Below are 14,439 nucleotides of genomic sequence, written 5' to 3'. Positions count from 1 at the left end.
ATGGTGGGGTTCCCGAGCGGCCAAAGGGAGCAGACTGTAAATCTGCCGTCACTGACTTCGAAGGTTCGAATCCTTCCCCCACCACCATCTTTTCTCCGCCAGGAGCGAAGACGCAGTAAAGAAACCGGCCAGGTTTCTTCCGGATGAAACCGGAACAACAATTTGTAAATCCATGAATACCATGGTGGGGTTCCCGAGCGGCCAAAGGGAGCAGACTGTAAATCTGCCGTCACAGACTTCGAAGGTTCGAATCCTTCCCCCACCACCATCTCTTGCAGAAAATCCCCCAACCGAATTACAAGCACATCGCCTCATAATGCTCCGCATTGGGGGAGGATGAGAAGCTTCGACCAAGGTTCGAGTCTCACGCAGTGAGACAACGCGCTTCAGCGCGGCCCGCAGGGTGAGTCGCACAGCGACGAATCATCCTTCCCCCACCACCATCTCTTGCAGAAAATCCCCCAACCGAATTACAAGCACATCGCCTCATAATGCTCCGCATTGGGGGAGGATGAGAAGCTTCGACCAAGGTTCGAGTCTCACGCAGTGAGACAACGCGCTTCAGCGCGGCCCGCAGGGTGAGTCGCACAGCGACGAATCATCCTTCCCCCACCACCATCTCTTACAGAAAATCCCCCAACCGAATTACAAGCACATCGCCTCATAATGCTCCACATTGGGGAAGGATGAGAAGCTTCGACCAAGGTTCGAGTCTCACGCAGTGAGACAACGCGCTTCAGCGCGGCCCGCAGGGTGAGTCGCACCGCGACGAATCATCCTTCCCCCACCACCATCTCTTGCAGAAAATCCCCCAACCGAATTACAAGCACATCGCCTCATAATGCTCCGCATTGGGGGAGGATGAGAAGCTTCGACCAAGGTTCGAGTCTCACGCAGTGAGACAACGCGCTTCAGCGCGGCCCGCAGGGTGAGTCGCACCGCGACGAATCATCCTTCCCCCACCACCATCTCTTGCAGAAAATCCCAAACCCTACTTAAAACACGTTGCATCTAATGTTCTCATATCAATAAATCAAGTTATCTCCCCTTATTAACCGCTTTCATCCAGCCGTTTTGTTCCTCTCTCCCAGCCGTAACTTGAACTCCGGCCGACAATTCGCTATACCACTGGCTTCTTTAGTGCAGTAAGGAACAGGTGGATGCGAAACAATATTTGCGTTTTTTGTGGCGCCAGCGAAGGCGTCAATCCCGCTTATGCCGAGCAGGCTCGTCAACTGGGGCAACTGCTGGCCGCACAGGGGCGCCGTTTAATCTACGGCGGCGGCAAAAAAGGATTGATGGGGATCGTGGCGGACGCGGTGTTGGCCGCAGGCGGTGAAGCGGTCGGCATTATCCCCGAGCGCCTGGTTGAAGCGGAAACGGCGCATCGTGGCCTGACTGAATTGGAAGTGGTGCCAGACATGCATACGCGCAAAGCCCGTATGGCGGCGCTGGCGGACAGTTTTATCGCCCTGCCCGGCGGCATCGGCACGCTGGAAGAGCTGTTTGAAATCTGGACCTGGGGGCAAATCGGCTATCACAACAAGCCGGTCGGCCTGCTGAACGTCAACGGATTCTACCGCCCGCTGAGCCAGTTCCTCGAGCACGTCGCCGATCAGGGCTTTATGCGTCACGACTATCTCGGCACCCTGCACATCAGCGAATCGGCACAGACGCTGCTGCAACAGTTTGACGACTATCAACCTAAAAATTACGACCGCTGGGCGAAATAAACCCGCTGCGCAGTCAGCGGTCCCGCCGCTGTCTGCGTTACATTTCCCGCCAAACTCTGCTACTATCACAGCACATTTTTCTCGTGAAAACGGCACCGCTCATGAAGTTTGTCTCTTTTAATATCAATGGACTGCGCGCGCGTCCGCATCAGCTGGCGGCAATTATCGAACAGCACCAGCCCGACGTGATCGGTCTGCAGGAAACCAAAGTTCACGATGACATGTTCCCATTGGAAGAAGTCAGCCAGCACGGCTATCACGTGTTCTATCACGGGCAAAAAGGCCATTACGGCGTGGCGCTGCTGACCAAAGCGGAGCCCCTGGCCGTGCGCCGCGGTTTCCCAACCGATGAAGAAGACGCGCAGCGTCGCATCATCATGGCCGATCTGGCTACGCCGCAGGGCACGCTGACGGTGATCAACGGCTACTTCCCGCAAGGGGAAAGCCGCGACCACCCGATCAAATTCCCGGCTAAAACACGCTTTTATCAGGATCTGCAAAACTACCTGGAGCAGCAGCTATCGGCGGAATCCCCGGTGCTGATCATGGGCGACATGAATATCAGCCCCAGCGATTACGATATCGGCATCGGCGAAGACAACCGCAAACGCTGGCTGCGCACCGGTAAATGCTCCTTCCTGCCGGAAGAGCGCGAATGGATGGATCGCCTGCTGAACTGGGGCCTGGTCGATACCTACCGCCACGCCAACCCGGGGCGCAACGACGAGTTCTCATGGTTCGACTACCGCTCCAAAGGGTTCGATGACAACCGCGGCCTGCGTATCGATCTGCTGCTGGCCAGCACCCCGCTGGCTTCGCGCTGCATCGCCACCGGCATCGATTACCAAACCCGCAGCATGGAGAAACCTTCCGACCATGCGCCGGTCTGGGCGGAATTTACGCTGTAACCCCATCACCCCGGCGCTCGCCGGGGTTTTACTCTGTGAAGCCAATGAAAATTATCGACGTGGTAGCCGCCATTCTGGAACAAAATGGCCGCATTTTGCTGGCCCAGCGCGGCGCAGGCAGCGATCAGGCCGGTCTGTGGGAGTTTCCCGGCGGCAAGGTTGAAGCCGGCGAAAGCCAGCCAGAGGCGCTGGCGCGCGAGCTGGATGAAGAATTGGGGATTTGCGCCCGTATCGGCAACTATGTGGGCAGCAATCAGTGGCAGCAAGGCGAACGCCTCATCCGGCTGCACGCCTGGCAAGTCGCGGAGTTCTCCGGTGAACTGCAACAGCGCTGCCACTCGGCGCTGGTCTGGGTCACGCCGCAACAGGCGCAGGAATACGCTCTGGCACCCGCTGACGTTCCACTGCTGGCGGAGTATATCGCCGCGCAAGACGATTCACGCTGAACGCGGCGATAGGTTACATCGTCACTTCTTCAATCGCACCCAAATCAAGGGGTTGGTGCCGATGGTGTTAGGCTCACGCACGCACTGTAGCACTTCCCCTTCCACTTTAAGCACCGCACCTTCGGAATAGTTCTGATTCTGGTAGACGCAACAGCGGTTGCAGGGCTGCGCCGGCGGCGGGTTGACGCCGCTTTTTGCCGTGCCCCAAATCTCCGGCGAAACCGGCAACACCACGTCCACATCGCCGCGATTGGCGGCGGCCAGGCCGGAAAACATCAGGGCAGCGGCAGCCAATACCCCAGTGAGTCCACGCTTCATTCACTCTTCTCCTGCGCCTTGCCGGCGCTTTTCCTGCGTTTTTTGCCCCCGCTGGAGGGCGGCGGCGGCAATCCACGAAACGCCATGCTCGCCCGGCTCTGCTTGGCCTGATAAATCAGCTCTTGCAGCGTGCCGACCAACGGCTGCATAAAGTCCTGATAGCGGCAGGATTTCTCGCTGATTTGCGTCAGCGTAGCTTCCCAGTTGGCCGTCATATCAGGACGCGCAGCAAGATCCGGCAGCGAGTGAATCAGCGCGCGCCCGATTTCGCTGGAGTGAATATAGCGTCCCTTCTTGTACAGAAACGCCCGCTTGAACAGCAATTCGATGATCCCCGCTCGCGTCGCTTCCGTTCCTAAACCATCGGTCGCCCGCAGGATTTTCTTTAGCGCTTTATCTTGTACGAACCGCGCGATGCCGGTCATGGCCGACAACAGGCTGGCGTCAGTAAACGGCCGCGGCGGCTGCGTCTGGCGCTCCACCACTTCACCGCGCTCGCACAACAACTCATCATCTTTAGCCACCACCGGCAGCGGGGCACCTTCGTTTTCCTCGTCGCGCTCCTTACTGCCCAGCAGCGTACGCCAGCCGGCTTCCGCCAGGAATCGCGCCTTGGCGATAAATTTGCCGCCGGCGATATCCAGCTCGATCACGCATTTGCGGAATACCGCATCCGGACAGAACTGCATCAGATACTGGCGCGCCACCAGCCCATACACGTTCCGTTCATCCTGCGTCAGATTAATCTTGCCGGCGCGGGCGGTTGGAATGATGGCGTGGTGCGCATCGACCTTTTTATCGTCCCAGCAACGGTTGCGGCGATCGCTGTCGATCACCGGCTGCGGATACAGCTCAGGCTGGTGCACGCTGATGGCGTTCAGCACCGCGTGGCGGCCGGCGAAATGCTCTTCCGGCAGGTAGCGACAGTCGGAACGCGGATAGGTGATCAATTTATGGGTTTCGTACAGCCGCTGGCAAACGTCCAGCACCTGTTGCGCGCTGAGGTTATAACGCCGGGCCGCTTCGATTTGCAGCGTGGAGAGCGAAAACGGCAGCGGCGCAGTATCGGATTCCCGTTTATCGTTATAAGACGTGACCAGCGCCGGCTGGCCTTCGATGCGCTTGACCACATGCTCCGCCAACGGCCGGTGCAGCAAACGCCCCTCTTCGTCCTGATAAGGCTCACAGGACTCACTGGGCTGCCACAGCGCCACGAAGCGTTCTTCTTTCGGCGTGACGATGTGCGCCTTGACCTCAAAGAAGTCTTTTGGCACAAAGTTTTCGATCTCTTCATCACGCCGTACCACCAATCCGAGCACCGGCGTCTGCACCCTGCCTACCGACAGCACGCCGTCGTAACCGGCGTTGCGGCCCAGCAGCGTGTAGGCACGGGTCATATTGATGCCGTACAGCCAGTCGGCGCGCGAACGCGCCAGCGCAGACACGCACAACGGAATGAAATCACGGTTGTCGCGCAGGCGTTCAACCGCGCGCTCCACCGCCTGCGGGTTGAGATCGTTGATCAGACAGCGGCGTACCTTCTGGCGCTTTTCCGCCGTCAAATCCAGGTAGTCCAGCACCTCATCCACCAGCAGTTGCCCTTCGCGATCCGGGTCGCCGGCGTGAACCACTTCATCGGCTTCAAGCAGCAACTTTTTGATGGCGTTGAGCTGTTTGCTGACCGACGGCCGCGGCTGCAACCGCCATTTTTCGGGGATGATCGGCAGATCCGCCAACGACCAGCGCGCATAGCGGCTGTCATAAGCGTCAGGCTGAGCCTGTTCCAACAGGTGGCCGACGCACCAGGTCACCACGTCGTTGTTGCCGCAGGCGATATACCCGTCGCCGCGGCGATGCGGCTTGGGCAAGACGTCGGCAATGGCGCGCGCCAAACTCGGTTTCTCGGCTATGAACAGTCGCATTAATCACCGTTTTTCTGGCTGAACGTCATCAAGAATTCTCTTACTTCTGCATAGTTCCCGCGGAAGACAATCCGCTGGGCTTTCTTTTCCAACTGATAGCAATACATCGGATCGTAGTACTGCTGCAACAGGGGCGCCAACCACTCACGGTGCGCCTCGCCCTGGCCGCTGAGCCGCTGAGCCCGCAGCGCCGCTTCCAGCCGCTGCGTCAGTTGCTGGAAGCGTTCCAGCCCCAGGCGGCGGCGTATGGCGAACAGGCCGTGGTGCAGATAGTCGTCGTACTGTCGCCAGCCCTCTTCCATGCCATAGGCCTGTTCGAACTGTTCGCGCATCCCGTCGATATATTCGGCCTGCAGGCGCGCCAGACGAATATCGAACGGATCGTCGATCACCGCCACCGGCGCCTGCTGCATGCCGTTGAACAACGGCAACGGCAGATTGTTGCTGCCGATGATCCGCCCTTCGTCTTCCAGCACCCAACGGCGGCTGCCACCATGCTGTTTTTTCAGCAATAACACAGCCAGACGATTCTCAAAATCGATCTGTGAGCTTTGCCCCGCCAGCGTTCGGCCAAAAGATGAACCGCGATGGCGCGCCGCGCCTTCCAGATCGACGCCGTCGGCCAGTTCGTTGACCAGCAACGTCTTGCCGCTGCCGGTATTGCCGCCCACCAGGGCCATCGGCAATGCCGCGCTTTGCGCCAACACGCCGAGCAGATAATTGCGCAGCGCCTTATAACCGCCAGTGATACGCGGGTACTCGACGCCGGCCTCATGCAGCCATTGCTGCACCAGCTGCGAGCGCAACCCGCCGCGGAAGCAGTAAATATAGCCTTCGGGTCGCTGCGCACAGGCCGCTAGCCAGGCGGCGGTGCGCTGTTCGCGCAGTTTGCCGTTCACCAGGCTGTGGCCGAGCGCGATCGCCGCTTGCTGACCATGCTGCTTATAGCAGGTGCCCACCGCCTGCCGCTCGCTGTCGACCATCAGTGGCAGGTTCACCGCCTGAGCGAAGGCGCCTTGCTGAAACTCGACCGGCGCGCGCACGTCAATCAGCGGCACGTCCTGCAGAAAAATGCGTTGATAATCGGCGCTGTCCGGCCTGCCTTGCATCTTGGACACTACACAACCTCGATCAGCGGTTTACCTGCCTGTGTGGCATGCAGCTCACCGATAGGATTGAGCGTGATGCCGTGCTGCTCGGCAATCGCCAGCACCTGCGCCTGCGCCTCCGGCAATACCGCCAACAGCAAACCGCCGGAGGTTTGCGGATCGCACAGCAGTTGGCGCTGCAAATCGCTCATCTCGCCCACCAGATGGCCATAGCTGTCGAAGTTACGCCCGGTGCCGCCCGGCACGCAGCCCTCCGCGATATACGCCTCGACGTGCGGCAGCTTCGGCACCCGATCGAACCAGACCGTCGCCTGCAGACCGGAACCCTGGCATACCTCGCTCAAGTGACCCAGCAAGCCAAAGCCGGTGATATCGGTCATCGCCGTGACGCCCGCCACCTCGGCAAAGTCGGCGCCCGGCTTGTTAAGGCGGCACATCACGTCCGTTGCCAGCCCTTGATGCTCAGGGAGCAGCTTGCTTTGCTTCTCGGCTGTCGTCAGCACGCCAATACCCAGCGGCTTGGTCAGATAGAGTTGCGCGCCGGCCTGTGCGGCGCTGTTTTTTTTCACTCGCTCGGTATTGACCACGCCGGTGACCGCCAGGCCGAAGATAGGTTCCGGCGCGTCGATGGAATGGCCGCCGGCCAGCGCGATCCCTGCCTGTTGGCAGGCGAAACGCCCGCCGTCGATCACCTGCTGCGCCACCTCAGGCGGCAGTTTGGCGATTGGCCAGCCGAGAATGGCGATCGCCATGATCGGTTTGCCGCCCATGGCGTAGACGTCGCTGATGGCGTTAGCGGCAGCGATGCGGCCGAAATCGAACGGATCGTCGACGATCGGCATGAAGAAGTCGGTAGTGCTGATGATGCCGACGCCGTTGCCGATGTCATACACCGCCGCGTCGTCGCGGGTTTCATTGCCGACCAACAGACGCGGGTCGACAAATTTTTCCCGCTCGCTGTGCAAGATGGTTTCGAGAACTTTCGGTGAGATTTTGCAGCCGCAGCCAGCGCCATGGCTGTACTGGGTTAAACGGATCGCTGGCGATGTCATAGTCCACTCCCTTCGGTAACGGCACTCAAGATAACATAGGGTAGCGCTTGCCGAGGGGATTGATAAGAGCGCGCCGCGGATAAGCGAGCGGCCTGCTCAGAAACCATGCAATTTTGCGGGGTTTGGCGCATTTTCGCCGCGCCCCGTTGGAAAAAACTTAGAAATAGCTGACGAAAGGCGTGCTGTCTGGCGGCGTCACTTTGGTGGCGGCCTTCAACTGCGGCGTGCCCAGGTAGAGGAAACCGACGATCTCATCCTGCTCGCGGCAGCCGAAGGCTTCGCGCACCAGCGCATGCTCGGTCCAGGCGCCGGTGCGCCAGATGCCGTTAAAACCCTGCGCCAACGCCGCCATCTGCATCGCCTGCACGGCGCAACCGGCGGAAACCACCTGCTCCCAGCGCGGCACCTTGGTTTCTTCAGTGCAATGCGCGATGACGGTGATGATCAGCGGCGCGCGGAACGGCGCCTTGGTGGCTTTTTCAATCGCCGCTTCGTCCAGTTGATCCTGCTTCGCCGCCGCCTGCAGCAGCTGGCTGAAACGCTCCAGGCCCTGATTTTCGATCATCACGAAACGCCATGGCTGCAGCGCGCCGTGATCGGGTGCACGCAGTCCCGCGTTGATGATATTTTGGCGCACTTCCCCCGCCGGCGCCGGTTCCGCCAGGCGCGAAGCCGAGCGGCGATTCAATAAAAGATCCAGAGCATCCATCGTAAACTCCTGATAACAATTTTCATTCCGGCCACGTTAACATAGCTAAACGACGAGTTACAGCCTTGGCGATAGCGTCTGTGTGCCACGATTTAAAGCTGACATTTACCCGGCCGCTCATTAGGATAGCGGAACATTCTCGACTCTTGTTGGAGAGCACATGCGCACATTGTGGCAAATTATTGCCGGCATTTTCCGGTGGACATGGCGTCTGCTGAATTTTATCAGGGAACTGATCCTTAACCTGTTCCTGGTCCTGCTGATCCTGGTTGGGGTTGGCATCTATCTGTCCTTCCAAAGTTCCTCCACCTCGACGGCCCCGGCGCGCGGCGCGCTGCTGGTCGATTTAAGCGGCGTGGTGGTCGATCAGCCTTCGGTAAACAACCGGGTGCGGCAATGGGGCCGTGAACTGTTGGGCGCCTCCAGCAGCCGCCTGCAGGAGAACTCGCTGTTCGACGTAGTCGACAGCATCCGCAAGGCCAAAGACGACAAAAACATTACCGGCATGGTGTTGCAGCTGAATGATTTCGTCGGCGCCGATCAGCCGTCGCTGCGCTATATCGGCAAAGCGCTGCGCGAGTTCCGCGACAGCGGCAAACCGATCTTCGCCATCGGTGACAGCTACAACCAAACGCAATACTACCTGGCCAGCTACGCCAACAAAGTCTTCCTGTCACCGCAGGGCGCGGTCGATCTGCACGGTTTCGCCACCAACAACCTGTACTACAAGTCGTTGCTGGACATGCTCAAGGTCACCACCAATATCTTCCGCGTCGGCACCTATAAATCGGCGGTCGAACCGCTGATCCGCGACGATATGTCCCCGGCGGCGCGCGAAGCGGACAGCCGTTGGATCGGCGGCCTGTGGCAGAACTACCTGGAGACCGTGGCCGCCAACCGCCAACTGACGCCGCAGCAGCTGTTCCCGGGCGCCGCCGGCGTGCTGAGCGGCCTGCAGGCGGCCGGTGGCGACACCGCCCGCTATGCGCTGGACAATAAGCTGGTGGATGAACTGGCGTCGCGCACCGCGATCGAAAATCAGCTGGTCAAGACCTTCGGCTGGGACAAACAGGTGAACGATTTCAACGCCATCAGCATCTATGACTATCAGCCGAAGCCGGACGCCAACCAGGGCGGCAAGATCGCCGTGGTGTTCGCCAACGGCGCCATCATGGACGGCCCGCAGACGCCGGGCAACGTCGGGGGTGACACCACCGCCGCCGAGCTGCGCCAGGCGCGTCTGGATCCGGCCGTCAAGGCCGTGGTGTTCCGCGTCAACAGCCCAGGCGGCAGCGTCAGCGCGTCCGAAGTGATCCGCTCCGAGCTGGCCGCCGTGCGCGCCGCCGGCAAACCGGTGGTGGTGTCGATGGGCGGCATGGCCGCGTCGGGCGGCTACTGGGTCTCGACGCCGGCCGACTATATCATCGCCAGCCCGAGCACCCTGACCGGTTCGATCGGCATTTTCGGCATCATCAATACCTACGAGAAAACCCTGGATACGCTGGGTGTGCACACCGACGGCGTGGCGACCTCGCCGCTGGCCGATATCGCGGTCACCAAGGCGCTGCCGCAGGAGTTCTCGCAGATGATGCAGCTGAACATCGAAAACGGGTATAAGAACTTCCTCGATCTGGTCGCCAAATCACGCAAGATGACCCCGCAGCAGGTTGATCAAATCGCCCAAGGCCACGTCTGGCTCGGCAGCGACGCCAAGGCCAACGGCCTGGTCGATCAACTGGGCGATTTCGACGACGCGGTGAAGAAAGCCGCCGAGCTGGCAAAGCTGCAGCAGTGGCAGCTCGACTGGTTCGTCGATACCCCAAGCCTGAGCGATATGGTGCTCAGCCAGTTCGGCGTTTCCATTCACGCCATGCTGCCGGCCGCGATTCAGGCCATGCTGCCCGCCCCGCTGGCCTCGGTCGCCAACGCGGTGAAAGAACAACCGGGCTTGTTCAATAACCTCAACGATCCGCAAAACCGTTATGCGATCTGTCTCACCTGCGGAGATGTCCGCTAACAAATAATTCTGCAGCCCGGCCACCGCCGGGCTTTTTTTCTGCCGCCATGTCCCTATAATTCAGCCCATCTTATCTTTGTTAAAATCATAACCATGCAAAAGAAATCCATTTACGTCGCCTACACCGGCGGCACCATCGGCATGCAGCGCTCAGATCATGGCTACATCCCGGTTTCCGGCCACCTGCAGCGCCAGCTGGCGCTGATGCCCGAATTCCATCGGCCGGAGATGCCGGATTTCACCATTCATGAATACGCGCCATTGATTGACTCTTCAGACATGACGCCGGAAGACTGGCAGCACATTGCCGACGACATCAAGCAGAACTACGATCGCTACGACGGCTTCGTGATCCTGCATGGCACCGACACCATGGCGTTCACCGCCTCTGCGCTTTCCTTCATGCTGGAAAACCTGGCCAAACCGGTGATCGTTACCGGCTCGCAGATTCCGCTGGCGGAGCTGCGCTCCGATGGCCAAACCAACCTGCTCAACGCGCTGTATCTGGCGGCCAACCATCCGGTGAACGAAGTCAGCCTGTTCTTCAACAACAAGCTGTTCCGCGGCAACCGCACCACCAAAGCGCACGCCGACGGCTTCGACGCCTTCGCCTCCCCGAATTTGCCGCCGCTGCTGGAAGCCGGCATCCACATTCGCCGCCAGCAAGGCATCGACAGCCCGGCCTGCAATGGCGCGTTGCAGGTGCATGACATCACGCCGCAGCCGATCGGCGTGGTCACCATCTATCCGGGCATTTCCGGCGCGGTGGTGCGCAATTTCCTGCTGCAGCCGGTCAAGGCGCTGATCCTGCGCTCCTACGGCGTCGGCAACGCGCCGCAAAAGGCCGAACTGATCGACGAGTTGCGTGCGGCCTCTGAACGCGGCATCGTGGTGGTCAACCTGACGCAGTGCATCTCCGGGCGCGTCAATATGGAAGGCTACGCCACCGGCAACGCGCTGGCGCACGCCGGGGTGATCAGCGGTTTCGACATGACGGTGGAAGCCGCCCTGACCAAGCTGCACTATCTGTTGAGCCAGCCGCTGACGCCGGAACAAATCCGCGCCCTGATGCAGCAAGATCTGCGCGGCGAGCTGAGCATCAACGGTTAACCTACTGAACGCTGGAGCGGCGATGAAAACGGCCCTGTTGTTGATCGATCTGCAGAACGACTTCTGCCTCGGCGGCGCGCTGGCGGTCACGGAGGGTGACGCCGTCATCCCGGTCGCCAATCAGGCGATCGCCGCCTGCCTGGCGCGGGGCGAGCCGGTGGTGGCCAGCCAGGACTGGCATCCCGCCAATCACCGCAGCTTTGCGGTGAACTCCGATGCGCAGGTCGGCCCCCTCGGTGAGCTGGAAGGCCTGCCGCAGGTGTGGTGGCCGGTGCACTGCGTGCAAGGGAGCCACGGCGCCGATTTTCATCCCCAGTTACAGCGGCAACACATCAATGCCGTCTTTCGCAAAGGGCAAGATACGAACATCGACAGCTACAGCGCGTTCTTCGATAACGGCCACCGTGCGCAAACCGAACTCCACGGCTGGCTGCAATCGCAGGGCGTCCAGCGGCTGGCGATCATGGGCCTGGCGACCGACTACTGCGTGAAGTTCAGCGTGCTGGATGCACTGGCTGCCGGCTACCCGACGCAGGTGATCGTCGACGGCTGCCGCGGCGTGAATCTGCAACCGGACGACAGTGAGCGAGCGCTGCAGGACATGGCGCGCGCCGGCGCGCAGCTAGTTACCCTGTCACAGTTTCTCGCCAACTAAATCCGCTCGGGCGCCACCGGCGCCCTCTCTGCGCGGCGGCGAAATTATCGACGCTGCTCACAATACCGCCTTTCTTCTTCCCCAACGGCTTGTGACCGGCAGGCGCTTTTGCTGTTATGACTGCGACGCTTTTGGCGTCAATCGGTTATACGCATCCGGGGCCCGCTGAGCCCGGCTTTATTGTGCCCGCCCCTGGCGGTACGGTCGGCCTTGCCGACCACAAGGAGACTGACATGAAAATAACCCGAAAACTGCTGCCTTTGCTGGCGGCGGTGCAATTGGCTATGGCCGGCGCAAGCACGGCCCAGGCGGCCTATCTCTCCGTCGGCTACTTCAACGGCGGCGGCGACATCACCGCCGGCCCCGGTGGCGACATCGACAAGCTGGACGTGACGCAAATCACCCACCTCAACTATTCGTTCGGCCTGATTTACAACGACGAGAAAGACGAAACCAATGCGGCGCTGAAAGACCCCGCTCGCCGCCACCAGATCTACCTGTCGCCGAAAGTCACGGCCGATTTGCAACGGCTGCCGGTGCTGCGCAAACAGAACCCCGAGCTGAAAGTGCTGTTGTCGGTCGGCGGCTGGGGTGCACGCGGTTTCTCCGGCGCCGCCGCCACCGCGGAAAACCGCGCGATATTCATTCGCTCCGCGCTGCAGGCGATCGCACAGTACCGGCTGGATGGGATCGATCTGGACTGGGAATACCCGGTAAACGGCGCCTGGGGTTTGGTGGAAAGCCAACCGGCAGACCGCGACAACTTCACCCTGCTGCTGAGAGAGCTTCATCAGGCGCTGGGTAAAGGCAAGCTATTAACCATCGCCGTCGGGGCCAACGTCAAAAGCCCGCAGGAATGGGTCGATGTGAAAAGTATTGCCCCTTACCTCAACTACATCAATCTGATGACCTACGATATGGCTTACGGCACTCAGTACTTCAATGCCAACCTGTACGATTCAACGCGTTGGCCAACCGTGGCGGCCGCCGACCGCTACAGCGCCGATTCCGTGGTAAAACATTATCTTGCCGCCGGATTAAAACCGGCGCAGATGAACCTGGGTATCGGTTTCTACGGCCGGGTGCCGAAACGAGCGACCGAGCCGGGCATCGACTGGGACAAGCCGGACGCCGCCAAACATCCGGTGACGCAGCCTTATTTCAGTGCGCGAGAAACCGCTCTGTTCAACGCACTGGGGCTGGATCTCAGCAAAGACACTTATTTTAAATACCACGATATCGTCAACAAATTGCTCAACGATCCGCAGCGGCGTTTCCGCGAGCACTGGGATGACGATGCCAAAGTGCCATACCTGACGCTGCAATCCGCCGAAGGCAAACCGCTGTTCGCTATCTCCTACGAGAACCCGCGTTCGGTGGCCATCAAGGCCGAGTACATCAAAAGCCAGGGATTGGGCGGTGCGATGTTCTGGGAATACGGCGCGGACGATAACAACCGGCTGGCGCAGCAGTTGGCGGAATCGCTGAACATAAAGGGCGAGAAACGGTAAATCGACGGGGCGATGGCGACATCGCCCCGCTTTAGGGGAGGAGCTTTACTGCGGTTTGAGTTTGACCAGCGGCTCGGCAACGAACTGCTGTTTCAGCTCTTGCTTGCTCTTCATCACGATCTGCCCGTCGGTGCCAATGCTCATGTGCTGCGGATCGACGTTGTTCATCGACTGCCACAGCATCACCGCCTGCAGGCTGTTTTCTTTCTGCTCCGGCGTCAGCGCCACACCGTCCGGCCATTTGCCCAGCTCAACCGCCTGTACCAGGCGTTGGTATATCTCGGGCGTCATCGCCGCAATCAGATCTTTCACGTCCATCAGAGCCTTTCTCGCTTACGGATGAATAATTAGCTGAATCGATTTTGTTGGTTGAATTACCACTTAACCGGCCGTTTGGTCGCCATTTTCGCCATCGGTGAAACTCAGCGAGGCGGAGTTGACGCAGTAGCGGTCGCCAGTCGGCTGCGGGCCATCGGGGAAAACGTGCCCCAGGTGCGCGTCGCAGTGGCCGCAGCGGATTTCAACACGATGCATATTATGTGAATTATCATCAAGATAACGGATTGCATCGGCGGAAACCGGCTCATAAAAGCTCGGCCAGCCGCAGCCTGAATCGTATTTGGTTTCGGAATAGAACAGCGGCTGGTTACAGCACAGGCAATGATACACGCCCTCGCGCTTGTTGTGCAGCAATTTGCCGCTGAACGGCGCTTCGGTGCCACGCTGTTGCGTCACATAACGTTGGATTTCATTCAGTTCCGTGACCGGATGACCGGGGGTTGTCTCTTTAGCCATTTGTGCTTATCTCTGAATGTGGATAATGTCAACGAAAACAATGATTAATAATAACAAAAAATTAACACCGCTGCAGGGATTTTTGGCCTAAACTGTAGCCCATAAAGGCCACGTCACGATGATATGTGATAACGATCACACATCTTGCGTATGC

At 59.7% G+C, this 14,439-nt stretch carries 14 protein-coding genes, 2 tRNA genes and 4 other RNA genes; 13 read left to right on the top strand and 7 right to left on the bottom strand.

The window, feature by feature from the left end; all coding sequences use genetic code 11:
- Nucleotides 1–2 precede the first annotated feature (2 nt).
- The 9 genes from ACJ8PL_RS13445 to ACJ8PL_RS13405 all read left to right on the top strand — a co-directional run bounded on the left by ACJ8PL_RS13445 (nt 3) and on the right by ACJ8PL_RS13405 (nt 3,087).
- Nucleotides 3–87 (top strand) — tRNA-Tyr (locus tag ACJ8PL_RS13445).
- A gap of 96 nt (nt 88–183) precedes the next feature.
- Nucleotides 184–268: transfer RNA gene (locus ACJ8PL_RS13440), tRNA-Tyr, on the top strand.
- A gap of 47 nt (nt 269–315) precedes the next feature.
- Nucleotides 316–443, top strand: a non-coding RNA gene (locus ACJ8PL_RS13435) — RtT sRNA.
- 47 nt (nt 444–490) lie between these two features.
- A non-coding RNA gene (locus ACJ8PL_RS13430) (RtT sRNA) lies at nt 491–618 on the top strand.
- Nucleotides 619–665: 47 nt separating this feature from the next.
- Nucleotides 666–793: non-coding RNA, RtT sRNA (locus ACJ8PL_RS13425), on the top strand.
- 47 nt (nt 794–840) lie between these two features.
- Nucleotides 841–968, top strand: a non-coding RNA gene (locus tag ACJ8PL_RS13420) — RtT sRNA.
- A 192-nt stretch (nt 969–1,160) separates the two neighbouring features.
- Nucleotides 1,161–1,733, top strand: coding sequence for a TIGR00730 family Rossman fold protein (locus ACJ8PL_RS13415; RefSeq protein ID WP_004932190.1), 573 nt, complete (start codon nt 1,161–1,163; stop codon nt 1,731–1,733).
- Between the two features lie 101 nt (nt 1,734–1,834).
- On the top strand, nt 1,835–2,641 hold the full coding sequence (xthA, locus tag ACJ8PL_RS13410) for an exodeoxyribonuclease III (protein ID WP_016927484.1): 807 nt from the start codon (nt 1,835–1,837) through the stop codon (nt 2,639–2,641).
- Between the two features lie 44 nt (nt 2,642–2,685).
- A complete protein-coding gene (locus ACJ8PL_RS13405) occupies nt 2,686–3,087 on the top strand; it encodes a pyrimidine (deoxy)nucleoside triphosphate diphosphatase (RefSeq protein ID WP_442531227.1) in 402 nt (133 codons plus the stop codon).
- A 21-nt stretch (nt 3,088–3,108) separates the two neighbouring features.
- On the opposite strand, the gene ACJ8PL_RS13400 is transcribed toward ACJ8PL_RS13405, so the two are convergent.
- The 5 genes from ACJ8PL_RS13400 to ACJ8PL_RS13380 form a co-directional block, all read right to left on the bottom strand.
- On the bottom strand, nt 3,109–3,405 hold the full coding sequence (locus tag ACJ8PL_RS13400) for a YnjH family protein (RefSeq protein WP_028127469.1): 297 nt from the start codon (nt 3,403–3,405) through the stop codon (nt 3,109–3,111).
- On the bottom strand, nt 3,402–5,327 hold the full coding sequence (locus ACJ8PL_RS13395; protein WP_442531211.1) for a DNA topoisomerase III: 1,926 nt from the start codon (nt 5,325–5,327) through the stop codon (nt 3,402–3,404). Before ACJ8PL_RS13395 ends, ACJ8PL_RS13400 begins: the two co-directional genes overlap by 4 nt.
- Nucleotides 5,327–6,436 carry a tRNA 2-selenouridine(34) synthase MnmH gene (mnmH, locus tag ACJ8PL_RS13390; protein ID WP_123867786.1) on the bottom strand — a complete coding sequence of 370 codons (1,110 nt, stop codon included), beginning with the start codon at nt 6,434–6,436 and terminating at the stop codon, nt 5,327–5,329. Before mnmH ends, ACJ8PL_RS13395 begins: the two co-directional genes overlap by 1 nt.
- An 8-nt stretch (nt 6,437–6,444) precedes the next feature.
- On the bottom strand, nt 6,445–7,488 hold the full coding sequence (gene selD, locus ACJ8PL_RS13385) for a selenide, water dikinase SelD (RefSeq protein WP_442531210.1): 1,044 nt from the start codon (nt 7,486–7,488) through the stop codon (nt 6,445–6,447).
- A gap of 157 nt (nt 7,489–7,645) precedes the next feature.
- A complete protein-coding gene (locus ACJ8PL_RS13380) occupies nt 7,646–8,197 on the bottom strand; it encodes an NAD(P)H nitroreductase (protein ID WP_004932204.1) in 552 nt (183 codons plus the stop codon).
- 160 nt (nt 8,198–8,357) lie between these two features.
- Here ACJ8PL_RS13380 and sppA point away from each other — a divergent pair, with 160 nt between their 5' ends.
- The 4 genes from sppA to ACJ8PL_RS13360 all read left to right on the top strand — a co-directional run bounded on the left by sppA (nt 8,358) and on the right by ACJ8PL_RS13360 (nt 13,490).
- Nucleotides 8,358–10,214 (top strand): signal peptide peptidase SppA, encoded by a 1,857-nt coding sequence (sppA, locus tag ACJ8PL_RS13375; RefSeq protein WP_048794924.1) that lies wholly within the window; start codon nt 8,358–8,360, stop codon nt 10,212–10,214.
- Nucleotides 10,215–10,307: 93 nt separating this feature from the next.
- Complete coding sequence (gene ansA / locus ACJ8PL_RS13370) at nt 10,308–11,324, top strand: asparaginase (RefSeq protein ID WP_016927477.1); 1,017 nt, start codon at nt 10,308–10,310, stop codon at nt 11,322–11,324.
- A 22-nt stretch (nt 11,325–11,346) separates the two neighbouring features.
- The gene (gene pncA, locus ACJ8PL_RS13365; protein WP_442531209.1) at nt 11,347–11,979 is read left to right on the top strand and encodes a bifunctional nicotinamidase/pyrazinamidase; all 633 of its coding nucleotides are present in this window, start codon (nt 11,347–11,349) and stop codon (nt 11,977–11,979) included.
- Nucleotides 11,980–12,212: 233 nt separating this feature from the next.
- Nucleotides 12,213–13,490, top strand: a complete 1,278-nt coding sequence (locus ACJ8PL_RS13360) for a glycoside hydrolase family 18 protein (RefSeq protein WP_016927475.1) — start codon at nt 12,213–12,215, stop codon at nt 13,488–13,490.
- A gap of 45 nt (nt 13,491–13,535) precedes the next feature.
- On the opposite strand, the gene ACJ8PL_RS13355 is transcribed toward ACJ8PL_RS13360, so the two are convergent.
- Both ACJ8PL_RS13355 and msrB read right to left on the bottom strand, forming a co-directional pair.
- On the bottom strand, nt 13,536–13,808 hold the full coding sequence (locus ACJ8PL_RS13355) for a YeaC family protein (protein WP_004932218.1): 273 nt from the start codon (nt 13,806–13,808) through the stop codon (nt 13,536–13,538).
- Nucleotides 13,809–13,871: 63 nt separating this feature from the next.
- The gene (msrB, locus tag ACJ8PL_RS13350) at nt 13,872–14,285 is read right to left on the bottom strand and encodes a peptide-methionine (R)-S-oxide reductase MsrB (protein ID WP_004932219.1); all 414 of its coding nucleotides are present in this window, start codon (nt 14,283–14,285) and stop codon (nt 13,872–13,874) included.
- Between the last annotated feature and the right edge of the window lie 154 nt (nt 14,286–14,439).

This window comes from Serratia sp. CY83965, from assembly GCF_052166375.1.
Taxonomy (GTDB): Bacteria; Pseudomonadota; Gammaproteobacteria; order Enterobacterales; family Enterobacteriaceae; genus Serratia; species Serratia marcescens.
Note: the sequence above shows the minus strand (reverse complement) of the source record. Positions and strands in the feature narration are given on the sequence as shown.

What these genes read in the sequence shown, in the direction of transcription:
- selD (WP_442531210.1), bottom strand. Translation starts at nt 7,488, where the DNA reads ATGACATCGCCAGCGATCCGTTTAACCCAGTACAGCCATGGCGCTGGC.
- ACJ8PL_RS13400 (WP_028127469.1), bottom strand. Translation starts at nt 3,405, where the DNA reads ATGAAGCGTGGACTCACTGGGGTATTGGCTGCCGCTGCCCTGATGTTT.
- ACJ8PL_RS13380 (WP_004932204.1), bottom strand. Translation starts at nt 8,197, where the DNA reads ATGGATGCTCTGGATCTTTTATTGAATCGCCGCTCGGCTTCGCGCCTG.
- ACJ8PL_RS13355 (WP_004932218.1), bottom strand. Translation starts at nt 13,808, where the DNA reads ATGGACGTGAAAGATCTGATTGCGGCGATGACGCCCGAGATATACCAA.
- ACJ8PL_RS13405 (WP_442531227.1), top strand. Translation starts at nt 2,686, where the DNA reads ATGAAAATTATCGACGTGGTAGCCGCCATTCTGGAACAAAATGGCCGC.
- xthA (WP_016927484.1), top strand. Translation starts at nt 1,835, where the DNA reads ATGAAGTTTGTCTCTTTTAATATCAATGGACTGCGCGCGCGTCCGCAT.
- ACJ8PL_RS13360 (WP_016927475.1), top strand. Translation starts at nt 12,213, where the DNA reads ATGAAAATAACCCGAAAACTGCTGCCTTTGCTGGCGGCGGTGCAATTG.
- ansA (WP_016927477.1), top strand. Translation starts at nt 10,308, where the DNA reads ATGCAAAAGAAATCCATTTACGTCGCCTACACCGGCGGCACCATCGGC.
- msrB (WP_004932219.1), bottom strand. Translation starts at nt 14,285, where the DNA reads ATGGCTAAAGAGACAACCCCCGGTCATCCGGTCACGGAACTGAATGAA.
- mnmH (WP_123867786.1), bottom strand. Translation starts at nt 6,436, where the DNA reads ATGCAAGGCAGGCCGGACAGCGCCGATTATCAACGCATTTTTCTGCAG.
- sppA (WP_048794924.1), top strand. Translation starts at nt 8,358, where the DNA reads ATGCGCACATTGTGGCAAATTATTGCCGGCATTTTCCGGTGGACATGG.
- ACJ8PL_RS13415 (WP_004932190.1), top strand. Translation starts at nt 1,161, where the DNA reads ATGCGAAACAATATTTGCGTTTTTTGTGGCGCCAGCGAAGGCGTCAAT.
- ACJ8PL_RS13395 (WP_442531211.1), bottom strand. Translation starts at nt 5,327, where the DNA reads ATGCGACTGTTCATAGCCGAGAAACCGAGTTTGGCGCGCGCCATTGCC.
- pncA (WP_442531209.1), top strand. Translation starts at nt 11,347, where the DNA reads ATGAAAACGGCCCTGTTGTTGATCGATCTGCAGAACGACTTCTGCCTC.